This is a genomic window from Salinibacterium sp. PAMC 21357, assembly GCF_000247645.1.
In the GTDB taxonomy this organism is placed as follows: domain Bacteria; phylum Actinomycetota; class Actinomycetes; order Actinomycetales; family Microbacteriaceae; genus Rhodoglobus.
Map to the genome: position 1 here is coordinate 496,944 of NZ_AHWA01000004.1, position 21,754 is coordinate 518,697.

Consider the following 21,754-nt stretch of genomic DNA (forward strand, 5'->3'; position numbering starts at 1 on the left):
CTCTAGTCTACGGCCGCGTCGGGCTCGCGCTCTTCGCGATCCTCTTCCCACACGTCTCGCACCAAGCGATACCAGAGGAAGACGGCGAAGCCAGCGAACACAACCCACTCGACGGCGTAAAAGACATTGAGCAGATTGAGCGAAACCTCAGTTGATGGCGGTGGAGAGTCGATCGCGTCGAGTCCGGCCGGCGCCTCAAAGCTCACGACGTAGCCACCGTAGGTTCCGGCGGGCACGTCCTGCCAGATATTGATGAGCTCGGATACTGCCAGAGCACTCCGCGATCCCATCTCGAAGTCTGACTGTTGCGGTGATTCCGTCGGCAGTAGCCGACCGGTGAAGGTCAACGTCGCTGGCGAGGCTTCGAGTTCGGCTATTGCGGATGCTGCAGCATCCATTGACGAGGCCCACCCGAGAGCAATGGCGATGCTTGCACCGCTCGGCTCAACGCCGTGACCGACGACCCAGTAGCCCATGCCGCCGGTGTTCCTTCGATCGGAAAGCACAACGTAGTCGTCCGAAATCAACTCAGCCTCAAACCGCACCGATTGGCCGGTTGTCGCCGACGCGAGAGGCTCTTGAGCGCTCGCAACCGAGTCAAGCTGAACAATCGTCTCGCTCTGCTGTTCGGTGATCTCACCGCCCTCTAGGCTCCGACTCAACTGCCACTGACCCAGAGCCGCAAAGCTCGCGGCGATGGTGAGAGACAGAATGAGGGCGCCGATCCAGCGCGGCCGGCGCGCGATTTCCCACATCGTTGCGGGAGAAGGAGCGGAATCGGCAGGTGCCGGGGGCAGGGAAACGGGCTTACTCACCCGCTAACGATATCTGGTGCTTCGAGCCGCACCCTGTCAGCGGACTCATCATCGGGCTGCAGTTGGCTGGAGATCTCAGCGTCAACTCGTTGCAAATAGCGCTCAACCTCGGTGGCGGCGCGAACGTCATCCCACCCGAGAACACCAGCCATGAGCGCCGCAGCAACGGGAGCCGCAGAGACGCCACGATCCCATGCCTCTATCGATATACGAGTGCGACGTGCCAGTACATCATCGAGGTGCATGGCACCCTCATGACTCGTGGCGTAGACAATTTCGGCCGCAATGTAGTCGTCCGCGCCGGGCAGAGCCTCGGCGAGGGCAGGATTGTGGCGCACCAGTTCGAGGACTTCTGACGCCAGGACTCCGTAGCGGTTCAAGAGGTGTTCGACTCGCGATTTGTGCACTCCGTAGGTGCGAGCGAGGACGGTTCGTTTGTTCCACGCTGCACGGTAGCCTTCGGCGCCGAGGAGCGCTACCTCTTCGGTAATGCTCGCGGGAATCTTGCCGTCGAGAGCATCGACCGCGGCATCCACCGCGTCCTTTGCCATGATGCGATAAGTCGTCCATTTGCCTCCCGCAACGACCACAAGGCCCGGAACGCTATGGGTGACGATGTGTTCGCGGCTGAGCTTAGAGGTGAGGTCGGACTCGCCGGCAAGCAGCGGCCGCAGGCCAGCGTAAACGCCTTCAACATCGTCGCGAGTCAGTGGCACGGCCAGCACTTTATTGACATGTTTGAGGAGATAGTCGATGTCGGCGGCCGTAGCAGCCGGGTGAGCTTTATCGAGATCCCAATCCGTATCCGTAGTGCCAATCAGCCAGTGGCGGCCCCACGGGATGACGAACAGAACACTTTTTTCGGTGCGGAGCAGAAGCCCTAGTTTCGATTGAAAACGATCGCGCGGAACAACGAGATGCACGCCCTTAGACGCCCGCACCTTGAATTGACCGCGCTCCCCCACCATCGCCTGCGTATCGTCGGTCCAGACGCCCGTTGCATTGACGACTTGTTTCGCGCGAATCTCGAACCGCTCGCCGGTCTCGAGATCGTGAGCCATCACTCCGACAACACGCTCACCGACCTTCACGAAATCTTCTACTCGAACTCGGCTTGCCACATGGGCGCCATAGAAGCTCGCCGTGCGCGCCAACGTCGAGACATACCGCGCGTCATCCACTTGAGCGTCATAGTAGGTAAGCCCTCCGCGGAAGGCGTCGGCACGCAAGCTTGGGGCGGCACGCAACATTTGGCCACGGGTCAAATGTCGGTGATGCGGCACTCCCGGAGGGCGACCTCCCGTGTAACTGAGGAGGTCATAGAGCAACATTCCCGCACCGATATATAGGCGTTCAACAATCGGTTTCGTTACGGGATAAAGGAACCGCACCGGCCGCACGAGATGAGGTGCGAGGCGCTGCAACAGCAGACCGCGCTCCTTGAGAGCTTCCCGAACCAACCGAAAATCGAGTTGTTCGAGATAGCGGATGCCGCCATGCACCAACTTGGACGACCGGCTCGAGGTGCCAGAGGCCCAGTCCCGCGCCTCAACCATTCCCACGGTGAGGCCACGGGTAACGGCATCCAATGCGCTACCGGTGCCGACAATGCCGCCACCAATGACGAGAATGTCGAGCTCCGTTTCTCGCAGCGCCGCAATCGCTGCGCTGCGTTGTTCAGCGCTCAACGCTGCTGCCTGAGACAGTGATGGGGCTTGCGGTTTCGATTGAGACTTTGCCATGAACAAATCCTCCAGCGTGCCGCTGATCTCTCCCTGTGAGTTACTTCACCGGAGAGCTGCCCTGTGCGTCAGCTACAGCGTGTTGTAGGGAGCGACGACAACGTCGACGCGTTGGAACTCTTTCAAGTCGGAGTAACCGGTCGTTGCCATTGAGCGACGGAGCGCACCAATGAGGTTCGACTGGCCGTTGGGGTGCGACGATGGCCCGTTGAGAATCTCAGCGAGCGGAGCAAGCTGGCCAACCTCAACACGGTTTCCGCGAGGAAGCTCCAAGTGGTGCGCCTCTTGACCCCAGTGGTAGCCGCCACCGGGAGCTTCGGTGGCGCGCGCGAGAGCGCTGCCCAGCATTACCGCGTCGGCACCGACCGCGATGGCCTTGACAATGTCACCGCTCGTGCCGAGACCGCCATCGGCGATAACGTGCACGTAGCGGCCACCCGACTCGTCCATATAATCACGGCGAGCGCCAGCAACGTCGGCAACTGCTGTTGCCATCGGAGCGTGGATGCCGAGGGCAGTGCGAGTGGTACTTGACGCTCCGCCGCCGAAGCCGACGAGCACGCCGGCCGCGCCGGTGCGCATGAGGTGCAGCGCTGCCGTGTAGGTGGCGGCGCCTCCCACGATCACGGGAACGTCGAGTTCGTAGATGAACTCCTTGAGGTTGAGGGGTTCGCTCGTCTTGGAGACGTGCTCAGCACTCACGGTTGTGCCACGGATGACGAACAGGTCGACTCCGGCATCCACCACTGTTTGGTACAGCTCTTGAGTACGCTGCGGGCTCAGGGCACCAGCAACAGGCACTCCAGCTTCGCGGATCTCGGCGAGGCGCTGAGTAACGAGCTCGGGTTTGATGGGCTCCGCGTACAGTTGCTGCATCCGTGCGGTCGCCTGGTCGGCGGGCAGCGAGCGAATTTCGGCGAGTACAGGTTCAGGGTGCTCATACCGTGTCCAGAGACCTTCAAGGTCAAGCACACCGAGGCCGCCGAGCTTGCCCATCGCGATGGCCGTTGCCGGTGACACCACGGAGTCCATGGGGGCGGCAATTACGGGGATGTCGAAGGTGTAGGCGTCGATCGTCCAATTCACCGACACATTACGAGGGTCACGCGTACGGCGCGACGGCACAATAGCGATGTCATCAAAGGAGTAGACGCGGCGAGCGCGCTTGGCGCGGCCAATCTCGAAATCATTCACCCGTCAAGACTACCCGGCCAGAGATTAGCCGTGCCCGTGCCGTGCGCGGGTGGCCACTTTCGCCTCGCTGAACTGCAGTCGACTCTATTGACAGGTATTGAACAACCGTTTAGTTTATTAAACATGCGTTCAAGATCGGATGACTCCACCACCAAAGCTCGCATCCGCGACGCCGCAATTCGGCTCATCGGGCGGAACGGGTTTGCCGCGACGAGCGCCCGTGGTGTCGCGACCGAAGCCGGAGTGAGTGCTGGCCTTGTCATCCACCACTTTGGAAGCATGCGCGAGCTCAAGGTCGCGTGTGACGATTTCATCATCACCGAGGTCACCCACCGCAAAGTCGGGATGGGCGAAGGCGACGTGAGCGCGGCAGTGAGCGAGTGGTACGCCGATCTGCCCACCTTCGAGCCCTGGCTTATCTACCTTGGCCGCCTCTTCACCGACGACTCAGTTGCCGGGGCAGACCTGTTCGACCGCCTCGTCGCCATGTCCCACACCATGCTCGCTGACGGAGTGGCGAGCGGAGCCATCACGCCCAGCGCCGACGAGCACGCGCGCGCCGTGCTCCTCGTTGCCCACAGCCTGTCGACCCTCACTCTGCAAAGCCACATCGCCCGCAGTCTCGGCAGCAACCAACTCAGCCTCGACAGCCTCAGCCGCATGGGCAATGCCGCCCTCGAGCTCTATTCCCACGGCATCTACACCCCCTCAACGATTCCCTCCCAGGAAGGACCAGGCTCCGGCCCCACCCATGACTTACGCCATTGAAACTCAGGCGCTGACCAAGCGTTACGGCAAAAACACTGCCCTCGACGGCGTGGATCTCGTCGTGGAAACCGGCAGCGTGTTCGGCATGATCGGCCCTAATGGTGCCGGCAAGACGACCGCGATGCGGCTACTGCTCGACATCATTCGCCCCACCTCGGGCAGTGCCACCGTGCTCGGCCAGTCCCCCATCACCGGCGGTGCTGCACTGCGCCGGGACATCGGATTCCTGCCGGGCGAACTACTCCTCGAGGGCCGCGTCACTGGCCGCTCGCTGCTCAAGCACTACGCCGAAATCAGCGGCCCTGTAGCGCCCGGCCGCATCGACGCGCTCGCTGAGCGGTTGGGACTCGACCTCACCCGCCACGTGCGCACCCTTTCCAAAGGCAACAAACAGAAGCTCGGCCTCGTGCAGGCGTTCATGCATGAGCCCAAGCTGCTCGTGCTCGACGAACCGACGAGCGGTCTCGATCCTCTCGTGCAGCAAGAGTTCCTCTCGATGGTGCGCGAAGCTCAACACAATGGCCAGACGGTGTTCCTCAGCTCTCACGTCTTGAGCGAAATCCAGAACGCTGCCGATCAGGTTGCGGTGCTGCGTAACGGCACCGTAGTGAAAGTCGGTGACGTCGCCAGCCTGCGCGCGAGCGCCGTTCGCCGAGTCGTTATTGACTTCACGGATGCCGCAGCCGACGACATCCGCACCGCCTTGCTTGCGCTACCGCAACTCGACAACCTCACCGTCGCTGATGGCGAGGTGATTCAGGTCACCGGCACGGTCGAGGGACACATCGATGCCCTCGTCAAGGCGATTGCCCCCTTCCACGTGGTCGACCTTCGCGTTGAAGAGCAAGATCTCGAATCGTCGGTTATCGACCTCTACTCGAATGAGGCAAACAAATGAGCCAGACAATGACCCGCAGTATTTTGCCGCTCACGCGTCGTAACCTCGCCGACTCGTGGCGAGGGCTACTCGGCTGGACTGCCGGCGTCGCGGGAGCGATTCTTCTCTACGTCCCCCTGTATTCCTCCTTCTCGGGCGACAACGCCGGCTTCGAAGACATCATTGGCTCACTGCCGGATGGACTTGCCAGCACTCTTGGCTTCCAAGATCTCGCCAGCGGCGCTGGCTACGTGCAGGCCACGTACCTTGGCCTGATCGGGTTCGTGCTCTTCACTATTGCGGCCACCCTGTGGAGCTCGGCGGCGATCGCGGGCGATGAAGAGTCTGGTTCGCTCGAACTGACGCTCGCCCACGGGGTTTCCCGCGTGCAGATCATGGCGGAGCGAAGCTTCGGAGTAGTCCTGCGCCTGCTGTGGTTGAGCGTCGTTTCGGCGCTGTTGATTCTCGCGCTCAACGATTCCTCCGGGATCGACCTTGAGCCTGCCCATGTAATTGGCGGATGCGTGGCGCTCTTCGGTTTGGGAGTGCTCGCGGCCAGCTTCGGGCTCGCGATCGGTGCCATCACCGGTCGTCGCAGTTTTGCCTCTGCCGCCGCAGCCGGAATCTCCTTGCTCGGGTACATCCTCAACTCGCTCGGCAACCAGAGTGCCGATGTTGACTGGCTCCACAACCTCTCGCCCTACTACTGGGCGTTCGGCAATTCTCCGTTGAGTGAGGGCGCCGACTGGGGTTCCCTCGGGCTCATCTTCGGAATTTCTGCCGTCGTGCTCGTGCTCGGAGGATTCGTCTTCAACCGTCGCGACGTGTCCGCCTAGCGGAACACGCACGGCACCCGCGCCCCAACGCAGAAGGCCTGCGGGAAGCAATTGCTCCAGCAGGCCTTCTGTGTTTTAGCTCGCTTGTTTTCTAGCGACGGTAGTTCGGTGCCTCAACGACCATCTGGATGTCGTGGGGATGCGATTCCTTCAAGCCTGCGGCGGTGATCCGCACAAACTTGCCCTTCTGCTGCAGCTCCTGAATGGTGCGTGCGCCGGTGTAGAACATCGATTGACGCAGGCCACCGAGCAACTGGTACATCACTGTGGAAACGGGTCCGCGGTAGGGAACCTGGCCTTCGATACCTTCGGGGATCAATTGGTCATCCGAGGGAACATCGGCCTGGAAGTAGCGGTCACGCGAGTATGAGGTCTTCTTGCCGCGAGTTTGCATCGCACCAAGAGAGCCCATTCCCCGGTAGGTCTTGAACTGCTTGCCGTTGAGGAAGATGAGATCGCCGGGGCTTTCGTCTGTTCCGGCAAGCAGCGAGCCGAGCATGACGGTCTCTGCGCCGGCAACCAACGCCTTCGCGATGTCACCCGAAAACTGGAGCCCGCCATCAGCGATCACGGGGATGCCGGCTTCGCGAGCAGCAAGCGATGCTTCATAGACGGCGGTGACCTGAGGCACTCCGACGCCGGCTACGACGCGGGTGGTGCAGATCGATCCAGGCCCGACGCCGACCTTGACGGCGTCTACCCCCGCGTCGATGAGCGCTTGTGCACCGGAGCGGGTCGCAACGTTTCCGCCGATGATGTCGATTGCGTCAAACGAGGGATCGGACTTCATACGACGGATGATGTCAATCACGCCAGCAGAGTCACCGTTTGCGGTGTCAACGACAATGACGTCGACGCCGGCGTCACGCAAGCGTTCTGCGCGCTCCCACGCATCGCCAAAGAATCCGATGGCCGCACCAACGCGCAGACGACCTTCGTCGTCCTTCGTGGCGTTCGGATACTGATCGGTCTTTTCGAAGTCTTTGACGGTGATGAGCCCGGTGAGAACTCCGCGGTCATCGACAAGCGGCAGCTTTTCGATTTTGTGCTTGTCAAGAAGGGCGATTGCTCCCTCTCTATCGATTCCTACGTGCCCGGTGATCAGAGGCATAGCCGTCATGACGTCCCGCACGAGGATCGAGTCCATCTCTTCTGGCTCGACGAACCGCATATCGCGGTTGGTGACGATTCCGACGAGCGTTCCGTCGTCGTCAATGACCGGAACACCGGAGATTCGGAATTGGGCGCACAGGGCATCGACCTCGGCCAAAGTGGTCTGTTGCGTAGTTGTTACCGGATTGGTAATCATGCCGGATTCGCTGCGTTTGACCTTGTCAACATAGGCCGCCTGATCGTCGATCGAAAGGTTGCGGTGAAGCACCCCAAGACCGCCATTTCGGGCCATCGCGATCGCCATACGGGCCTCGGTGACAGTGTCCATTGCCGACGAAATGAGGGGCGAAGATAGCCGAATTCTGCGGGTTAGACGTGAACTGGTGTCAGCATCGCTCGGAATCACATCAGTATGACCGGGCAAAAGCATCACATCGTCGTACGTGAGTCCGACGAAGCCGAATGGGTCAGGCTGTTCCATGTTAAATCTTCCTTGCACCAGGAGCGTGAAACCGGCGATCTTGTGTTAAATCCGCGGCCAATCAATATTAACGGGTTTCATGCCAGAACATTCCCCCGCATAATAGCTTCACCGCTTTGTACCCGACTAGCAGTTGTATGTCGGAGCCAATCGGCCGGTGTCGTCAATGCCGTCGACACATCAGAACCCGCGGGATTCTCGATTCCCGCTGGGTCCCTTTCTGGAGGTCCTGTGAACACAGCGGAATATCGCCGCACGCGACGGAAAAATAGACGAGGAGTGCTTGTAGCACTCATCGTCACTCTTTCCGCCGCGTTCTCTCTCATGTCCATGCCTGCCATGGCCGACGAAGTGAACGTCGACAAGTACGACAACAGCATCATCGGAAACGTCAAGCTCGAGAGCGTGCCTCTCGAGGGCGTACTCCTCACCATCTCTGGTGGCGGCTACGACGTTGAAGTTGAAACGGATGCTGAAGGTCAATGGAAGGTCGGAGTTCCCGACGGTGACGAGTTCAGCGTCACACTAGACGAGTCGACGCTGCCCGACGGCATCGCAGTGATCGACGAGACCGGCGCAGACGACACTCCTAACGTCAAAGAAGCGATGATCGGGCCAAGTGGCTCAACGGTGATGAACTTTTTCATCGGTCGCGGTGAACGAAATGTCACCAGCTTCTTCGACCAACTCGTCGAGCGTCTCGTCAACGGCGTCAACTTCGGGCTCATGCTCGGACTCGCTGCCATCGGCATCTCGCTCGTCTACGGAACAACGGGACTCTCCAACTTCGCGCACGCCGAGATGGTTACCTTTGGTGCGGTGATGGCCCTGATTGTGTCGGTCGACCTTGGTTGGCCGGTCTGGATTGCGATCCCGATTGCCGTACTCCTCAGCGCCGGCTTCGGCTGGTCACTCGACGCCGCCCTCTGGAGACCCCTGCGCAAGAAGGGGGTGGGAATCGTTCAGCTCATGATCGTCTCGATCGGTCTGTCGCTGGCGCTTCGCTATACCTTCCAGTACTTCCGCGGTGGCGGAACCGAGCAACTGCCCGGCTCCGACTCCCCCGACATCCCTCTCTTCGGATCGGTGTCGCTGAGCCAAACCAACATGATCAGCATGGTCGTGAGCATCGTCGTCATCGTGATCTTCGCCTGGTGGCTTGTGAAAACCAAGATTGGTAAGGCGACTCGTGCAGTCTCCGACAACCCGTCGTTGGCTGCAGCATCCGGTATCGACGTCGACCAAGTTGTTCGGGTTGTCTGGATTCTCGCTGCAGCGATGGCCGGTCTGGCCGGCGTCTTGTGGGCTTACTTCCGCCCCGGTATTCGCTGGGATATGGGAGCACAGATTCTGCTTCTCGTGTTCGCCGCCGTCACCTTGGGTGGCTTGGGCACAGCCTTCGGCGCCTTGGTCGGTTCGATCATCGTCGGAATTCTCGTAGAGACGTCTAGCCTCTTCATTCCATCCGACCTGAAGTATGTGGGCGCGCTTGTTGTGCTCATTGTCATCTTGTTGTTCAGACCGCAGGGCATCCTCGGTCGCTCTGAGAGAATAGGTTAGGGGCCGCTCATGGATTTGATACAAATTCTCTCCAACACCGGATCATCGCTGATTGCACCCGCAACGATCGGATACGCTCTCGCGGCGCTCGGTCTTGCTATGCACTTCGGCTTCACCGGTTTGCTCAACATGGGTATGGCCGCTTTCATGGCGATCGGTGCTTATGGCTACGCGATCTCTATCCTCACCTTCGGTTTCCCCTGGTGGGGCGGCATGCTCGTCGGTGTTGGAGGTTCGCTGATCTTCGCGCTTATCCTCGGTATCCCTACCCTGCGCTTACGCGGTGACTACCTGGCGATCGTGACGATTGCGGCCGCTGAAGTTGTGCGTCTGTTGTTCCTGACCACAACGTTCGACAAGTACACCGGTTCTGCCGATGGACTCAGTGGTTATCACGCGAGCTTCCGTGCGTTCAATCCGATCCCCGATGGCACCTATGGCTTCGGCCCGTGGGTCTACAACGCCAACGGCTGGTGGGTTCGCATTTTTGGAATTGTGATCCTTGCTCTGGCAGCGCTCATTCTCTGGGCCGTCATGCGCAGCCCGTGGGGCCGCGTCATTAAGGGAATCCGTGAAGATGAGGATGCCGTGCGCGCCCTCGGAAAGAATGTGTTCTCGTACAAGCTGCAGTCGCTCATGCTCGGTGGTGTATTCGGTGCGATGGGAGGAATTATTTACGCCCTCCCTGCGTCGGTGAACCCCGGTGTCTATGTGACGTCGCTGACATTCTTCGTTTACACCGCACTGCTGCTCGGTGGAGCCGCGACGATCTTCGGACCGATCATTGGGTCCGTGATCTTCTGGGGCGTTCAAACCCTGCTGAGCAACCTGCTTCCTGCCATGGTCAACATCGGTCTACTGCCGTTCATGACCACAACGCAGTCGCAGACGGTGCGTTTCATCCTTGTAGGTGTGGCGCTGATGTTGCTCGTGATCTATCGACCGCAGGGCATCCTCGGCAATAAGAAGGAGCTGACCTTTGTCAAATAACGACACCCCGGCTGCGCCGGTGCAACGCGCTAAAACGACAGGACTCCACAAGGGCGACATTGTTCCCGGAGTTGCCAAGGTCGACCCGATCATCGTCGCTGATGGTATTCGTCGAACTTTCGGCGGCCTCACCGCGGTCAACGTTGACCACGTGGAGATCCCCCGCAATGCGATCACGGCGTTGATCGGCCCTAACGGTGCCGGCAAGACAACGCTCTTCAATTTGCTGACAGGGTTCGACAAGCCAGACGAAGGCAAGTGGACGTTCAACGGTCACGCCCTCGCAGGGATGGGTGCCCACAAAGTGGCTCGCCTCGGTCAGGTTCGCACGTTCCAGCTAACAAAAGCTCTCGGGCTTTTGACGGTTCTCGAGAACATGAAACTGGGCGCAAAGGATCAGATCGGGGAGAACATCTTCCGCGGCATGATCCCGAGCCTCTGGCGCAAGCAAGAAGCCGAGATCGAAGAGCGTGCAATTGTTCTGCTCAAGAAGTTCAAGCTCGACGCTAAGTCGTCTGACTTCGCGGCCAGCCTCTCCGGTGGTCAGCGCAAGCTGCTCGAAATGGCTCGCGCCCTCATGAGCGAGCCAACCTTGGTCATGCTTGATGAGCCGATGGCTGGTGTCAACCCGGCGCTGACGCAGTCTCTGCTTGACCACATCCTCGACTTGAAGGATGAGGGCATGACTGTGCTCTTCGTTGAGCACGACATGCACATGGTCCGCCACATTGCCGACTGGGTGATCGTGATGGCTGAAGGCCAGGTAGTGGCCGAAGGCCCACCCGAGGAGGTCATGAAGAATCAAGCCGTCATCGACGCCTACCTGGGCTCGCACCAAGATGTGGACCTCGGTGTTGTTACCGGCCGCATCGAAGGTGAGCTCAACACGGCCGCGATCGATCTGGCGGCAGAAGTAGAAGACCTCGACTCCAAGATCGCCAAGCGCAAGGAGCCCCGCAAGTGAACGCAATCCCCACCGAGAATGCGGTAGTCCATGTCAAGGACCTCACCGCGGGCTACCTTCCCGGAGTAGACATCCTCAACGACTGCAATCTGGTCGCTAACCCGGGTGAGCTCATTGGAATCATCGGGCCAAACGGCGCGGGCAAGTCGACTCTGCTCAAGGCCATTTTTGGTCAGGTGCAGGTGCGCGGCGGCTCGATCACGCTCAATGGCGATGACATCACCGGGCTCAAGGCAAACAAGCTCGTGGCACGCGGCGTTGGCTTCGTGCCACAAAACAACAACGTGTTCCCCAGCTTGACCATTGAAGAAAACCTGCAGATGGGGTTGTACCAAAACCCGAAGATCTACGACGACCGCCTCGAGTTCGTGACGAGCATCTTCGGTGAGCTGAAGTCGCGCCTGAAGCAGCGCGCGGGTTCGCTCTCCGGTGGAGAGCGTCAGATGGTAGCAATGTCTCGGGCACTCATGATGGATCCGCACGTGCTGCTTCTCGACGAGCCATCCGCTGGTTTATCCCCGGTGAAGCAAGACGAAGCGTTCATCCGTGTCTCGGAGATCAACAAGGCCGGCGTCACCACGATCATGGTTGAGCAGAACGCACGTCGCTGCCTGCAGATCTGTGACCGTGGTTATGTGCTCGACCAGGGCCACGACGCCTACGAGGGAACCGGGCGTGAGCTGCTGAATGACCCTAAGGTCATCGGGCTGTACCTCGGTACTCTCGGCACCTAGCTCTACTCGCTTTACCCAACGGGCCCCGCTCAGATTCGTCTGAGCGGGGCCCGTTTGTGTTTTCAGGGTCGTGCTCATGGCTCTCAAGACCGCTGCGCGGGGTTAGGCGGCGATCTGAGCGATCGTTGTGAACCGAACCATCCACTTTTACGGATAACACACCTTGGCGCGCTTACAGAGCAATCTGACGCCGTTTCAGATTCATTAGGCGCCTCCGGTGATCGCTGAATCTGATTCAGGATGCAAGCACTCCGGCACTAGCACCCTCGGCACGGCGCCGGGAGGGCCGTGCCGAGCCCATGAGGCGCATCGCCACAGAAAGCATCGCTCTAGCAACTAAGCAGCTAGTGCGCGCGAAAAAGACCCCAACCCGAGCGGGTTGGGGTCTTTCACTGAGCAGTTACTGGCGGTTATTAGCCGTTGTAAGCGCTGTACGTGTTGTCTTCACCGTACTGGTAGATTCCGACCTTGGCCTCGGTGGGGTCACCGAGTTCGTCGAACGAGATCGGACCAGAGATGCCATCGTAGTCAGCAGTTCCGCCATCGTTGATGATCTTTGCGCAGTCAGCGAATGTGGTGCACTTCTCGCCGTTACCTGAACCACCCGATACTTCTTGAAGCTTCTCGGCGATTGCTGCAGGGTCCGTTGAACCGGCTGCGAGCGATGCGAGAGCGAGCAAGATGACCGAGTCGTAGGACTCTGCTGCATAGCTGAACTCACCGAGCTCAGGCTGTCCCGACTCGACCCAGAAGTCGTTGACCGCCGACGTGAAGTCAGCAATCGTGTCGACGCTCAGGCCGGGCAGGGTGCCCTTGGCGCCCGTGAGGGTTCCAGGAGCCAGTTCGTCACCGAAGTTGGCGAGGTTACCGTCTACGAAGTAGAGGTTCGCTGCCGGGAAGCTGCTGACAATGCTCGGAAGCATGGTCGAAACTTCTTCGAAGGTGATCAGTGCGATGGCATCAGGGTCAGCAGCAAGAACTTCTGAAATCTGAGCATCGAACGTGGTGTCACCGGTGTTGTAGGTGGGCTGTGAAACTACTTCGCCACCGGCTGCTTCGAATGCTTCCTGCGTGAACTTGGCAAGGCCGGTTCCGTAGGAGTCGTTGAGAACGATCATGCCGAGAGTCTCGTGACCGTCAGCAGCGATCAGGTTACCGAGAACCTCACCCTGAAGCACGTCGGAAGGAGCGGTACGGAAGTACAGGCCCTTGTCGTCGTACGTCGTGAATGCGGCCGAGGTGTTTGCCGGCGAGAACTGGATTACGCCAGCGCCAACAACCTGGTCAATGAACTGAAGTGAAACACCCGAGGATGCTGCACCAAGAATTGCGGAAACGTCTTCACCGAGCAGGCGAGGGATTTCAGTCTCGTATGCCTTGTTGTCGGTGTCACCGGAGTCGCCCTGAATCAGGTCGATCTGGATGCCGGCGTCTGCCTCGTTCACCTGAGCAGCTGCATACTCAGTTCCTGCGATCTCGGGCGGGCCGAGGAATGCGAGGTTACCGGTTACGGGGAGGGCCGTTCCGAGCTTCAGAGAAAGCTCACCACCGTCGGAACCAGTGGAGGTGTCTCCTTCGGACGTTGCACAGCCAGCCAGTACCAGTGCACTTGCACCGACAATTGCGAGACCGCTCAACAAGGTCCGCTTGGACCGTGATGGGGAGGCCGTAGCCTTGGCGAATACGCTCATGTTGCTCCTTGCGTTTCGAATGTGTTCAGGAATCAAATGTGGCACTGCGTTGTCACCACACTGTCAAGCTATGCCCACTCGCGACGTCTGCACAATACGTCTGTACTACAGCCTTGTAACACTCTTGAGAATCGTTACCGTACGTAGACTCTTCAGAAACGTAGATGTTACTCAGTTAATTCGGGTGTACACGTTGTCGCTACCGTACTGGTAGATCCCGATGTTGGCGTCCTGAGGATCGCCATTGTCACTAAGGGTTATCGGGCCCGAAACACCGTCGTAATCTACGGCGCCGCCGGCAAGAATAATCTCGGCAGCATCCGCGAATGTGGTGGCGATTTCGCCATCGCCACTGCCACCAGAGACTTCTTGCAACTTGCTTGAGATTCCTTTGCCCGAAGTCTTCTGAGCCGCCAATGCAGCGAGGCTTGCCAGAATCACGGCGTCGTAGCTCTCAGCTGCGTAGCTGAAATCTTTGAGATCCGGATTGATTTCTAATAGCCGATTGGTGAAATCGGAGATCGTCGAAACGTCGAGGCCGGGCTGCGTGACGACCGATCCGGTCAGACTCCCTGCGGCAAAGCCTGCACCACGTTCTCCCAATGACAGCCCGCTAAAGAAAAGCTGATCCCCGGTATAGCCAGCAGCGATGAAGGCCGTGGCAATTTTCTCCGCCTGCGTCGATCCGAGAATGGCGACAGCATCCGGTTCAGCAGCAATAGCCGCGGCGATCTGATCGTCCAGGCCAGTAGCGGCCGCGTCGATGGCTTCCTCGACAATGACTTCGCCACCACCACGCTGGAACGTTTCGCCTACCGCACGCGGCAGCAGTGGACCGCAAAGAACGTCTTCCGAAAGAATCGCAATCGAGCCGTCGATGCGTTCAGCCATCTCGGCTCCCAACGCTGAGCCCTCTAAGGCACAGGAGGGCGATGTACGCCAGTACAACTTACTGTCGTCGTAATTGGTGAAATCGGGAGAGTCGTTTGCCGGCGAAATTTGCACCACGCCAGCGTCAGTGATCTTGTCGATCACTTTCTTGGAGATACCGTTCGAGAGTCCACCGATGATTACGGTTGCGCTGGCCGCAAGTAATTCATCCGCAGCATCTTCTGGCGTAGTGCCAGAGGAATCTCCCGAGTCACGCGTCTCCACGTTCACAGTGAGCTTCACTTTGGCGTCGTTCACATCTTGAGCGGCAAGAGCGATGGCTGCAGAAACTGCGGGCCCGAACTGCTCAAGAGCACCAGACTGAGGCACTAGGGCACCAATGGTGAGGGTCAAATTTTTGGGGGCGGGGACCTCAACTGGAGCTTCTTCTGCCGAGCAGCCGCTCAACACAAGAACCGCAGCGAGCACGCCAGCGACCGCCGAGAACCCACGCCGGGCTCGCAGCGACACACGTGATACAACGGGTATGGATGTCATCACAGTCGTTCCTATCTGCCACCCAAAACAGAAAGCGGCATTGTTACGGTAGTGCTCAAACCACAAAACACGAACTCAACGACCACAAATGGGGGACAAAATATCGCCCCCAATCCGGGCGGCACCCGTTCTAGCCGACGATTGAACCGCTGTTAAAGACGAACTTGTTTTCTCCGTCGTAGGTGTAGAAACCCCAGTATCCGGGCTCAATATCGCCGTCGGGAGTGAAATTAACCGGGCCAGAGACACCGTCGTAATCAATGTCGTTGTTAGTTTTCAGCACTTCTAAACACTCAGCGAAACTCAAGCACTTAACTCCGCCCTTGGAGACGTCATACAGCGAACCGGCAACCGCTTCACTGTCATCATCCTTCGCTACGAGCGCGGCTAGTGCCGCCAGCATTGTCGCGTCATACGCTTCCATGGCATAGCGATAGCTCGACAAACTCGCGTCAGCCGTTTTGAGAGCCGCAATGAATTCGGCGGAGGGCTGCGCGCCCTCTATTACGCCGCGAACACCGCTGAGCGTGCCGTTGGGAAACGCCTGCGAGTAGTCACCGGTGTTGAGCGAGGTGAGCCACAAGTGGGCAGCCCCATAACCTCCAGCCACGAGGGCAGCAATGGCCGCGTTCGATGCCTTTGCCGAGTCATAGTTCGCCCCAACAACGACGACATCAGGCTTAGCTGCCTTGAGCTTGGCGACAATCGCATCGAAGCTGGTCGTCGATGCAGTGAAGACTTCGTCGGCCACAAGTTCGCGATCATAGTCGGCAAGCGCAGTGACGAAAGTGTCGTGAAGTGCCGAGCCCTGAGCGTCAGCGATATAGACGAACGCGATGCGCTGCCGAGTTTCTCCACCCGCCAGCGCCTCTGCGAGCGCGTAGCCTTGCTGGTCGTAGGCAGGAATCGTGCGATAGAAATAGCCATCATCGAACACGTCAGTAAGCGTTGAGAATGTCGCCGCCGGAGAAATGACGGGAATTTTTGCATCGATCGCCAAGGAGATAGTGCGCTGCGCCAGGGCCGAAGACGACGGCCCTACGACGACATCCACCTCTTTGGAGACGAGAGTCGCGAACGAGGTCTCTAGCGTGGTAGCGGACGCCTCACCAGAGTCTGCGGCAACAACCTCAACCGGTTGGCCGTTCACACCCCCGAGCGCATTGATCTCTTTAACTGCTGTCGCGACACCCGCCGCTTGCGCCGCCGCGAGGAATGAAAAAGTGCCGCTCGTGGGAAAAATTGCACCAACGCGCAATACGCCGTCACCCGAAGGAGTGATCACCGGGGTAGGCGTGGGAGTAGCAGACGCCACAACGGGCGCTGCTGTCGGTGCGGGCGAAGTGCACGCCGCCAAGGTTACGACAACCGATGCCGCAACAACCAGACGTAGAGTCGCACGAAACCTCGTCATTGAACTGCCTCTCTCGGAGCGTGAGTCTTCGGGCGACCACGAACCTTCACAGGAATACTACGGGGCGCCCGGAGCTTCAGCAGCCGAACCGAGCCGAGTACGAGAAGAGTGCCGGAAGAGATCGAACGTAAGGATCGCCAAGGCAACCCACACGATGGCGAAGCCCAACCACCGCTCCGGAGGCATCGCCTCGTGAAAAATGAAGACTCCGACGATCAGCTGCAGGATCGGCGCCAAATATTGTGCGAGCCCCATGTAGGTGAGGGGCAGCCGCCGCGCTGCCGCCGCAAACAGGATCAAAGGAATCGCGGTGATCGCGCCCAAACACAAGGTCAGCACAGTGTGGCCAGTAGTTACGGTCCCCACGGTGAGCGTGCCATTCGCGCTCAACACCAGCAGCACAATTACCGCGATCGGCGCCAAGAACGCGGTCTCGACTGCTAGGCCGCCGAGCGCATCCGCCTTGGGGCCGACGTTCTTTTTTACCAACCCGTATAGCCCAAAACTGAACGCCAATCCCAGCGCAATCCACGGGAAACTGCCATAGCCCATCGCGAGAACGAGCACAGCAACGGCACTAATACCGAGGGCAATCCACTGCAGCGGTCGCAGACGCTCACGAAGAATGAGCACACCAAGCAATACGGTGACGATCGGATTCGTGAAATAGCCCAGTGACGCCTCAACGATGTGACCATTGAGGCTCGCATAGACATAGATGAGCCAGTTGACGACCACGAGAGCGCCACCGAGTCCGAGGCTCCAGAATGTTTTACGGTCACGGATGATCGCCAGAACCCGCCCGTAGCCGCGTGTCACTAGAAGAAGAGCGGCACAAAAAACGAGCGACAGCACGATGCGCCAGGCCACTATTTCAATCGCGCCCGACTCTTTAAGAGAGAAAAACACGATCGGCATCGCGCCCCACAAGACGTAGGCCGATACGGCAAAGCCGAGGCCGCTGGGAGATACGCGGTCGGTCAAGTGAGAAGTCGTAGACACCACTAAAGTTTAGGGCTGTGAATCCTTCTCAAACGACATCCGAACAGCAAAAAAGCCCACGGCCGAGGCCCTGGGCTTTTCGCTGCCGAACGGTGAAGTTCAGCGAAGTTACGTATTCGCGTTAGCGAACTACTACAGCAAGCACATCGCGAGCCGACAAAACGAGCAGGTCGTCTCCGCCGTACTTCACTTCAGTTCCGCCGTATTTGGAATAGATAACCTTATCGCCAACGGCGATGTCGAGCGGCACGCGGTTTCCGTTGTCATCGATGCGACCGGGACCTACGGCGACTACTTCGCCCTCCTGGGGCTTCTCTTTCGCAGTGTCAGGAATGACGAGCCCAGACGCGGTGGTCTGTTCTGCATCGACCTGCTTGATAACAATGCGATCTTCGAGCGGCTTAATGGACACCGACACGTGTGACCTCTTTCTCAAGTTCTTGGGTTGGCACACTCCCTGTAGGAGTGCCAGATCAACTATACGGCTTGGTTGGCACTCGATCAACGTGAGTGCCAATACGAAGACAGATACGGATACGGATACGGTTAGAGAATGAATCAGAGCGAACTGCGCGAGCTGCTTTCGGCCGAGGGACTTCGCCTTCTCGACTCCCTGCCGACATGGCACTCCAACGACGAGATCGTGCGTACCGTCGCCGAACTGCGAAAAGCGGGACACAGCGCGGGTCTAGTCGCTGCTGTGCTCAGTCAATCAAAACTCCGCGCCAAGGCAGTGAGCAAGTTCGGCCCTTTCGCTGAGCGAATGCTCTTCACCGAGGCCGGCCTCGAACAAGCCACGCGACTCTCCGTCGCCGCCCAGCACGCCGGTCGATTCTCGAAAGCAGGAGTCAAATGGGTAGCCGACCTCGGTTGCGGAATCGGAGCAGATGCTCTCGCGATGGCGGGGCTCGACCTCTCCGTCACTGCCGTTGAGCGCGACGAAACAACCGCCGCCATTGCCAGCTTCAACCTCGCCCCGTGGAGCAATGCCCAAGTAGTCCACGGTGACGCGGAGTCAGCAGACCTCACCGGAATCGACGGAATCTATCTCGACCCGGCCCGCCGCGATGCCCGCGTGCGGCTGACCAACCCCGCCGACTGGACCCCGTCTCTTGACTTCGCTTTCGGTCTCGCCGAACGGTATCCCACGGGCATCAAACTCGGCCCCGGAATCGATCGCGATCTCATCCCCAACAATGCCGAAGCCCAGTGGATTTCTGTGGGGCGCGAAGTCGTGGAATTAGGACTGTGGTTTGGTGCTGTAGCACGCCCCGGCATCCGACGTGCGGCCTTGGTTATCGGAGAGCATGGCACCGCTGAACTCACCGCAGCCGCCGACAGCGAAGACGAAGCTGCCGGAGAACTCGGGCGATTTCTGTTCGAACCCGACGGCGCGGTCATCCGAGCCCGACTCATTGGCGATCTCGCTCGCCAACTAAATGGCCGGATGCTCGACACCTCCATCGCCTACTTCAGCGCGGATGAGGCAACGCCATCACCATTCGCGTCCTGCTTCGAAATTGTGGCGGACTTTGCTCTCGACAAGCGTTCGCTGAAGAAAGAATTGGCGACGCGAAAGATAGGAAATCTCGAGATCAAAAAACGCGGAGTCGATATCGACCCCGCAACTTTTCGAACGTCGCTCTCGCTCAAAGGCGAGAACAGCGCAACATTAATACTTACCCGCGTTGCGGGAAAACGTCGCGCGCTGCTCGCCCAGCGCGTGAACACCGCGCTAGCAAACGCGGCTAGCTAATAGCGGAAGTTGCTGTTATCTAGTTGACTGACGCCTGCCCAAAACAGGGCGACTCCAACTATCACCGCGATGATGGAAAGCAATCCGATCGCAACGCTGATGTAGCCGGTAATCAGGCCGGTAAGCCAAAATGGGCGCGCATACGGCTGCTTTTTCTGAGCGATATGGCCCAGAATAACCGCAGCAACGCCCGGCAAGAAGCCCAAAAGCATGAATGACAAAAGCACGCTCGAAATTCCGGTGACCATCGCGCCGATCGAGAGCCCCTGGGCCGGGCCAGCGGGAACGGGCGTGAACGGCGCCTGACCAGGTGTCGCTCCGCTGGCATAACCGGCCACCGGCGTACCGCTGGCAGCAGCGTACGGATCGCGATATTCTGCTGGAGCGGCCGGAGCGGACAACGGCGCTTTCGGCGTGCTAGCAGCTGCATTTTCAGAAGACGAAGCAGGGGCGACCGGTGGCGTTGGGGCCGCGCTAGAAGGAGCCGCAGCAACCGAGGCAGAGCCCCTCGACTTGGTCAAGTTTACTGATGGAGTCGACTCGGCGACCGCTGGCTTAGCGGCGGTGGTCTTAGCCGCAGTTGCCTTCGTCGCCGTGGTCTTAGCTGTCGACGTCTTCGCGGCAACAGGCGCTGCAGCGGAGGCCGCTGGCGCCGCTGTTTTCGCGGGAGAAGTTGTTGAGGTCGCGGGCTGGGCGGCTGCCGGAATGTTGGCAGCGGGCTTTTTAGTCGCTGGCTTCTTGGCCGCAGGCTTCTTGGCCGCAGGCTTCTTCGCCGACGGGGTCGCTTTTGCCTTGGGCAATTGAGAAGCCGCCGGAGTCGCGGGAGTGGAGGTCGACGGGATTGCGTCGTCTGCGTTGTTGGTAGCCATGCGCATACTTTAGCAACTGCACCTCAATGAAGGGACCCGCACAACCGTGCGGGCCCCTTCACGAAGTCGAGAGTTAGTACGAGGTTGAAGAAATGCCCGCGGCAGCGAAGCCAAAGACGGCCAGAACGGAAATTGCAACGGCAACAAAGCCGAGGTAACCGAGAACGAGACCGACAATGGCGAGTACCTTTCCCTGTTCGCCGGTCTTCTTGATCTGGCTCAGCGCGATGTGCCCAGTGATGATTCCCACGATGTGCAAAAAGAAGACCGACGTCGCGAGCGACACGATGGAGAGTACGTTCCACTTGGCAACCGGCGCGCCTACAGGCGTCGAGGCGTAAGGCGTGGGTTCTGACATGGCGAAGTGCTCCTTATATTGGTGAAACTGACAGCGGCGCGACAATATTCTCAGGCTGAGAGAACGCTGTCAATGCGGCGCGACTCGAGCCTAACGTGATTTCATGCCTGTATTTGGGTCACAGGAAGAGTCGAGTCCGCGCTGAAGTCGAGCGTCGACGGCGGCTTGCCTGCCATCACCAATTGGGCGCCCAACGCGGCGATCATTGCCCCGTTATCCGTACATAGCGACAGCGGTGGAATCCTCAACTGAATGCCCGCCTCATCGCATCGCTGCTGAGCAAGCTCTCGTACGCGTGCATTCGCTACGACGCCTCCCCCCAAGAGCAGGCGAGGTACTCCGCGATCAACGCAGGCTGCGACCGCTTTTGTTAACAGAACGTCGACTACTGCTTCACGAAAACTCGCCGCGACATCCGCGATCGAAAAGTCTGCACCAGCGTCTTGCTCACGTTCGACCCAGCGCGCCACAGCCGTCTTGAGACCGGAAAAAGAGAAGTCGTAGCGGTGGTGCTCCATGTCCTTTGCACGACTGAGCCCTCGGGGAAAACGAATAGCTCGCGGGTCTCCCCCGGTTGCTACCCGGTCGATCTGCGGCCCGCCGGGATACGGCAGCCCGAGCAGCCGGGCTACCTTGTCGAACGCTTCGCCAGCCGCATCATCGATCGTTTCGCCGAGCAATTCAACATCGGAGACCAGATTCCGCACGTGAAGCAGCGAAGTATGACCACCAGAAACGAGCAGCGCAATAGTCGGTAACTCGATCTCAGTTCCGTCGTCACGCAACACGTCAGCACCAACGTGTCCGACGAGATGGTTGACTGCATAGAGCGGTTTATCCGTGGCAACCGCGAGCGCCTTCGCTGCCGCAACGCCGACCATCAGCGCACCCGCAAGCCCAGGCCCGCTCGTGACCGCAATCGCATCAATGTCGCCTATCGCCACTCCCGCTTCGGCGAGCGCCTGCTCCAGTGCAGGCTGCATAGCCTCGAGATGGGCGCGAGCCGCGACCTCAGGAACAACCCCGCCATAGCGAGCGTGCTCATCCATCGACGACGAAATTACATTGGCGAGCAAGTGATTACCGCGAACAATACCGATGCCGGTTTCGTCACAACTTGTTTCGATTCCCAAACTAGCGGGGCTGCCGTGTTTTTCGGCAG

The 21,754-nt window shown here is 59.3% G+C and carries 21 protein-coding genes; 9 read left to right on the plus strand and 12 right to left on the minus strand.

The window, feature by feature from the left end:
* Positions 1-2: 2 nt before the first annotated feature.
* The 3 genes from ON14_RS05655 to ON14_RS05665 all read right to left on the minus strand — a co-directional run bounded on the left by ON14_RS05655 (position 3) and on the right by ON14_RS05665 (position 3,751).
* Positions 3-815 carry an SURF1 family protein gene (locus ON14_RS05655; RefSeq protein WP_202800915.1) on the minus strand — a complete coding sequence of 271 codons (813 nt, stop codon included), beginning with the start codon at positions 813-815 and terminating at the stop codon, positions 3-5.
* Positions 812-2,557: a glycerol-3-phosphate dehydrogenase/oxidase gene (locus ON14_RS05660; RefSeq protein WP_010203753.1), complete on the minus strand. Its 1,746-nt coding sequence runs from the start codon at positions 2,555-2,557 to the stop codon at positions 812-814. The genes ON14_RS05655 and ON14_RS05660 overlap by 4 nt, the downstream gene beginning before the upstream one ends.
* 72 nt (positions 2,558-2,629) lie before the next feature.
* Positions 2,630-3,751, minus strand: coding sequence for a GuaB3 family IMP dehydrogenase-related protein (locus tag ON14_RS05665; protein WP_010203754.1), 1,122 nt, complete (start codon positions 3,749-3,751; stop codon positions 2,630-2,632).
* Positions 3,752-3,874: 123 nt separating this feature from the next.
* Here ON14_RS05665 and ON14_RS15135 point away from each other — a divergent pair, with 123 nt between their 5' ends.
* The 3 genes from ON14_RS15135 to ON14_RS05680 are packed head-to-tail and all read left to right on the plus strand — an operon-like array spanning position 3,875 to position 6,232.
* Positions 3,875-4,519: a TetR family transcriptional regulator gene (locus tag ON14_RS15135; RefSeq protein ID WP_010203755.1), complete on the plus strand. Its 645-nt coding sequence runs from the start codon at positions 3,875-3,877 to the stop codon at positions 4,517-4,519.
* On the plus strand, positions 4,503-5,417 hold the full coding sequence (locus ON14_RS05675; protein ID WP_010203756.1) for an ABC transporter ATP-binding protein: 915 nt from the start codon (positions 4,503-4,505) through the stop codon (positions 5,415-5,417). Before ON14_RS15135 ends, ON14_RS05675 begins: the two co-directional genes overlap by 17 nt.
* A complete protein-coding gene (locus ON14_RS05680; RefSeq protein ID WP_010203757.1) occupies positions 5,414-6,232 on the plus strand; it encodes an ABC transporter permease subunit in 819 nt (272 codons plus the stop codon). The genes ON14_RS05675 and ON14_RS05680 overlap by 4 nt, the downstream gene beginning before the upstream one ends.
* A 91-nt stretch (positions 6,233-6,323) precedes the next feature.
* On the opposite strand, the gene guaB is transcribed toward ON14_RS05680, so the two are convergent.
* Positions 6,324-7,826 carry an IMP dehydrogenase gene (gene guaB, locus ON14_RS05685; protein ID WP_010203758.1) on the minus strand — a complete coding sequence of 501 codons (1,503 nt, stop codon included), beginning with the start codon at positions 7,824-7,826 and terminating at the stop codon, positions 6,324-6,326.
* A gap of 279 nt (positions 7,827-8,105) precedes the next feature.
* On the opposite strand from guaB, the gene ON14_RS05690 reads away from it, so the two are divergent.
* From ON14_RS05690 to ON14_RS05705, 4 genes are read left to right on the plus strand one after another with little or no spacing between them, the layout of a single operon-like run.
* A complete protein-coding gene (locus ON14_RS05690; protein ID WP_010203759.1) occupies positions 8,106-9,386 on the plus strand; it encodes a branched-chain amino acid ABC transporter permease in 1,281 nt (426 codons plus the stop codon).
* Positions 9,387-9,395: 9 nt separating this feature from the next.
* Positions 9,396-10,376, plus strand: a complete 981-nt coding sequence (locus ON14_RS05695) for a branched-chain amino acid ABC transporter permease (RefSeq protein WP_010203760.1) — start codon at positions 9,396-9,398, stop codon at positions 10,374-10,376.
* Positions 10,366-11,340, plus strand: a complete 975-nt coding sequence (locus ON14_RS05700; RefSeq protein ID WP_010203761.1) for an ATP-binding cassette domain-containing protein — start codon at positions 10,366-10,368, stop codon at positions 11,338-11,340. Before ON14_RS05695 ends, ON14_RS05700 begins: the two co-directional genes overlap by 11 nt.
* Positions 11,337-12,074, plus strand: coding sequence for an ABC transporter ATP-binding protein (locus ON14_RS05705; RefSeq protein ID WP_010203762.1), 738 nt, complete (start codon positions 11,337-11,339; stop codon positions 12,072-12,074). The genes ON14_RS05700 and ON14_RS05705 overlap by 4 nt, the downstream gene beginning before the upstream one ends.
* A 413-nt stretch (positions 12,075-12,487) precedes the next feature.
* On the opposite strand, the gene ON14_RS05710 is transcribed toward ON14_RS05705, so the two are convergent.
* The 5 genes from ON14_RS05710 to groES all read right to left on the minus strand — a co-directional run bounded on the left by ON14_RS05710 (position 12,488) and on the right by groES (position 18,027).
* Positions 12,488-13,765 (minus strand): ABC transporter substrate-binding protein, encoded by a 1,278-nt coding sequence (locus tag ON14_RS05710; RefSeq protein ID WP_010203764.1) that lies wholly within the window; start codon positions 13,763-13,765, stop codon positions 12,488-12,490.
* A 171-nt stretch (positions 13,766-13,936) separates the two neighbouring features.
* Positions 13,937-15,193: an ABC transporter substrate-binding protein gene (locus ON14_RS05715; protein WP_010203765.1), complete on the minus strand. Its 1,257-nt coding sequence runs from the start codon at positions 15,191-15,193 to the stop codon at positions 13,937-13,939.
* 130 nt (positions 15,194-15,323) lie between these two features.
* A complete protein-coding gene (locus ON14_RS05720) occupies positions 15,324-16,607 on the minus strand; it encodes an ABC transporter substrate-binding protein (RefSeq protein WP_010203766.1) in 1,284 nt (427 codons plus the stop codon).
* 57 nt (positions 16,608-16,664) lie between these two features.
* Positions 16,665-17,612: an EamA family transporter RarD gene (gene rarD / locus ON14_RS05725; protein WP_010203768.1), complete on the minus strand. Its 948-nt coding sequence runs from the start codon at positions 17,610-17,612 to the stop codon at positions 16,665-16,667.
* 118 nt (positions 17,613-17,730) lie between these two features.
* Positions 17,731-18,027 (minus strand): co-chaperone GroES, encoded by a 297-nt coding sequence (gene groES / locus ON14_RS05730; RefSeq protein WP_021809375.1) that lies wholly within the window; start codon positions 18,025-18,027, stop codon positions 17,731-17,733.
* Positions 18,028-18,162: 135 nt separating this feature from the next.
* On the opposite strand from groES, the gene ON14_RS05735 reads away from it, so the two are divergent.
* Entirely contained in the window at positions 18,163-19,365 is a 1,203-nt protein-coding gene (locus ON14_RS05735; RefSeq protein WP_010203769.1) for a class I SAM-dependent methyltransferase, read from the plus strand.
* Here ON14_RS05735 and ON14_RS05740 read toward each other — a convergent pair.
* Positions 19,362-19,766 carry a DUF4190 domain-containing protein gene (locus ON14_RS05740; protein WP_010203770.1) on the minus strand — a complete coding sequence of 135 codons (405 nt, stop codon included), beginning with the start codon at positions 19,764-19,766 and terminating at the stop codon, positions 19,362-19,364. The two genes, ON14_RS05735 and ON14_RS05740, sit on opposite strands and share 4 nt — an antisense overlap.
* A 13-nt stretch (positions 19,767-19,779) precedes the next feature.
* Between ON14_RS05740 and ON14_RS05745 the strand changes: the two genes are divergently transcribed.
* The gene (locus tag ON14_RS05745; protein ID WP_010203771.1) at positions 19,780-20,169 is read left to right on the plus strand and encodes a hypothetical protein; all 390 of its coding nucleotides are present in this window, start codon (positions 19,780-19,782) and stop codon (positions 20,167-20,169) included.
* A gap of 138 nt (positions 20,170-20,307) precedes the next feature.
* Here ON14_RS05745 and ON14_RS05750 read toward each other — a convergent pair whose 3' ends face one another.
* Together ON14_RS05750 and tsaD are read right to left on the minus strand one after the other, a co-directional pair.
* Positions 20,308-20,592, minus strand: coding sequence for a DUF4190 domain-containing protein (locus tag ON14_RS05750; RefSeq protein WP_010203772.1), 285 nt, complete (start codon positions 20,590-20,592; stop codon positions 20,308-20,310).
* 101 nt (positions 20,593-20,693) lie between these two features.
* On the minus strand, positions 20,694-21,725 hold the full coding sequence (tsaD, locus tag ON14_RS05755; protein ID WP_010203773.1) for a tRNA (adenosine(37)-N6)-threonylcarbamoyltransferase complex transferase subunit TsaD: 1,032 nt from the start codon (positions 21,723-21,725) through the stop codon (positions 20,694-20,696).
* Between the last annotated feature and the right edge of the window lie 29 nt (positions 21,726-21,754).

Bases quoted from the DNA above. Each gene is read 5' to 3' on its own strand.
- ON14_RS05660 (WP_010203753.1), bottom strand. From the start codon at position 2,557: ATGGCAAAGTCTCAATCGAAACCGCAAGCCCCATCACTGTCTCAGGCA.
- ON14_RS15135 (WP_010203755.1), top strand. From the start codon at position 3,875: ATGCGTTCAAGATCGGATGACTCCACCACCAAAGCTCGCATCCGCGAC.
- ON14_RS05675 (WP_010203756.1), top strand. From the start codon at position 4,503: ATGACTTACGCCATTGAAACTCAGGCGCTGACCAAGCGTTACGGCAAA.
- ON14_RS05680 (WP_010203757.1), top strand. From the start codon at position 5,414: ATGAGCCAGACAATGACCCGCAGTATTTTGCCGCTCACGCGTCGTAAC.
- guaB (WP_010203758.1), bottom strand. From the start codon at position 7,826: ATGGAACAGCCTGACCCATTCGGCTTCGTCGGACTCACGTACGACGAT.
- ON14_RS05695 (WP_010203760.1), top strand. From the start codon at position 9,396: ATGGATTTGATACAAATTCTCTCCAACACCGGATCATCGCTGATTGCA.
- ON14_RS05710 (WP_010203764.1), bottom strand. From the start codon at position 13,765: ATGAGCGTATTCGCCAAGGCTACGGCCTCCCCATCACGGTCCAAGCGG.
- ON14_RS05715 (WP_010203765.1), bottom strand. From the start codon at position 15,193: ATGACATCCATACCCGTTGTATCACGTGTGTCGCTGCGAGCCCGGCGT.
- ON14_RS05720 (WP_010203766.1), bottom strand. From the start codon at position 16,607: ATGACGAGGTTTCGTGCGACTCTACGTCTGGTTGTTGCGGCATCGGTT.
- ON14_RS05735 (WP_010203769.1), top strand. From the start codon at position 18,163: ATGAATCAGAGCGAACTGCGCGAGCTGCTTTCGGCCGAGGGACTTCGC.
- ON14_RS05750 (WP_010203772.1), bottom strand. From the start codon at position 20,592: ATGTCAGAACCCACGCCTTACGCCTCGACGCCTGTAGGCGCGCCGGTT.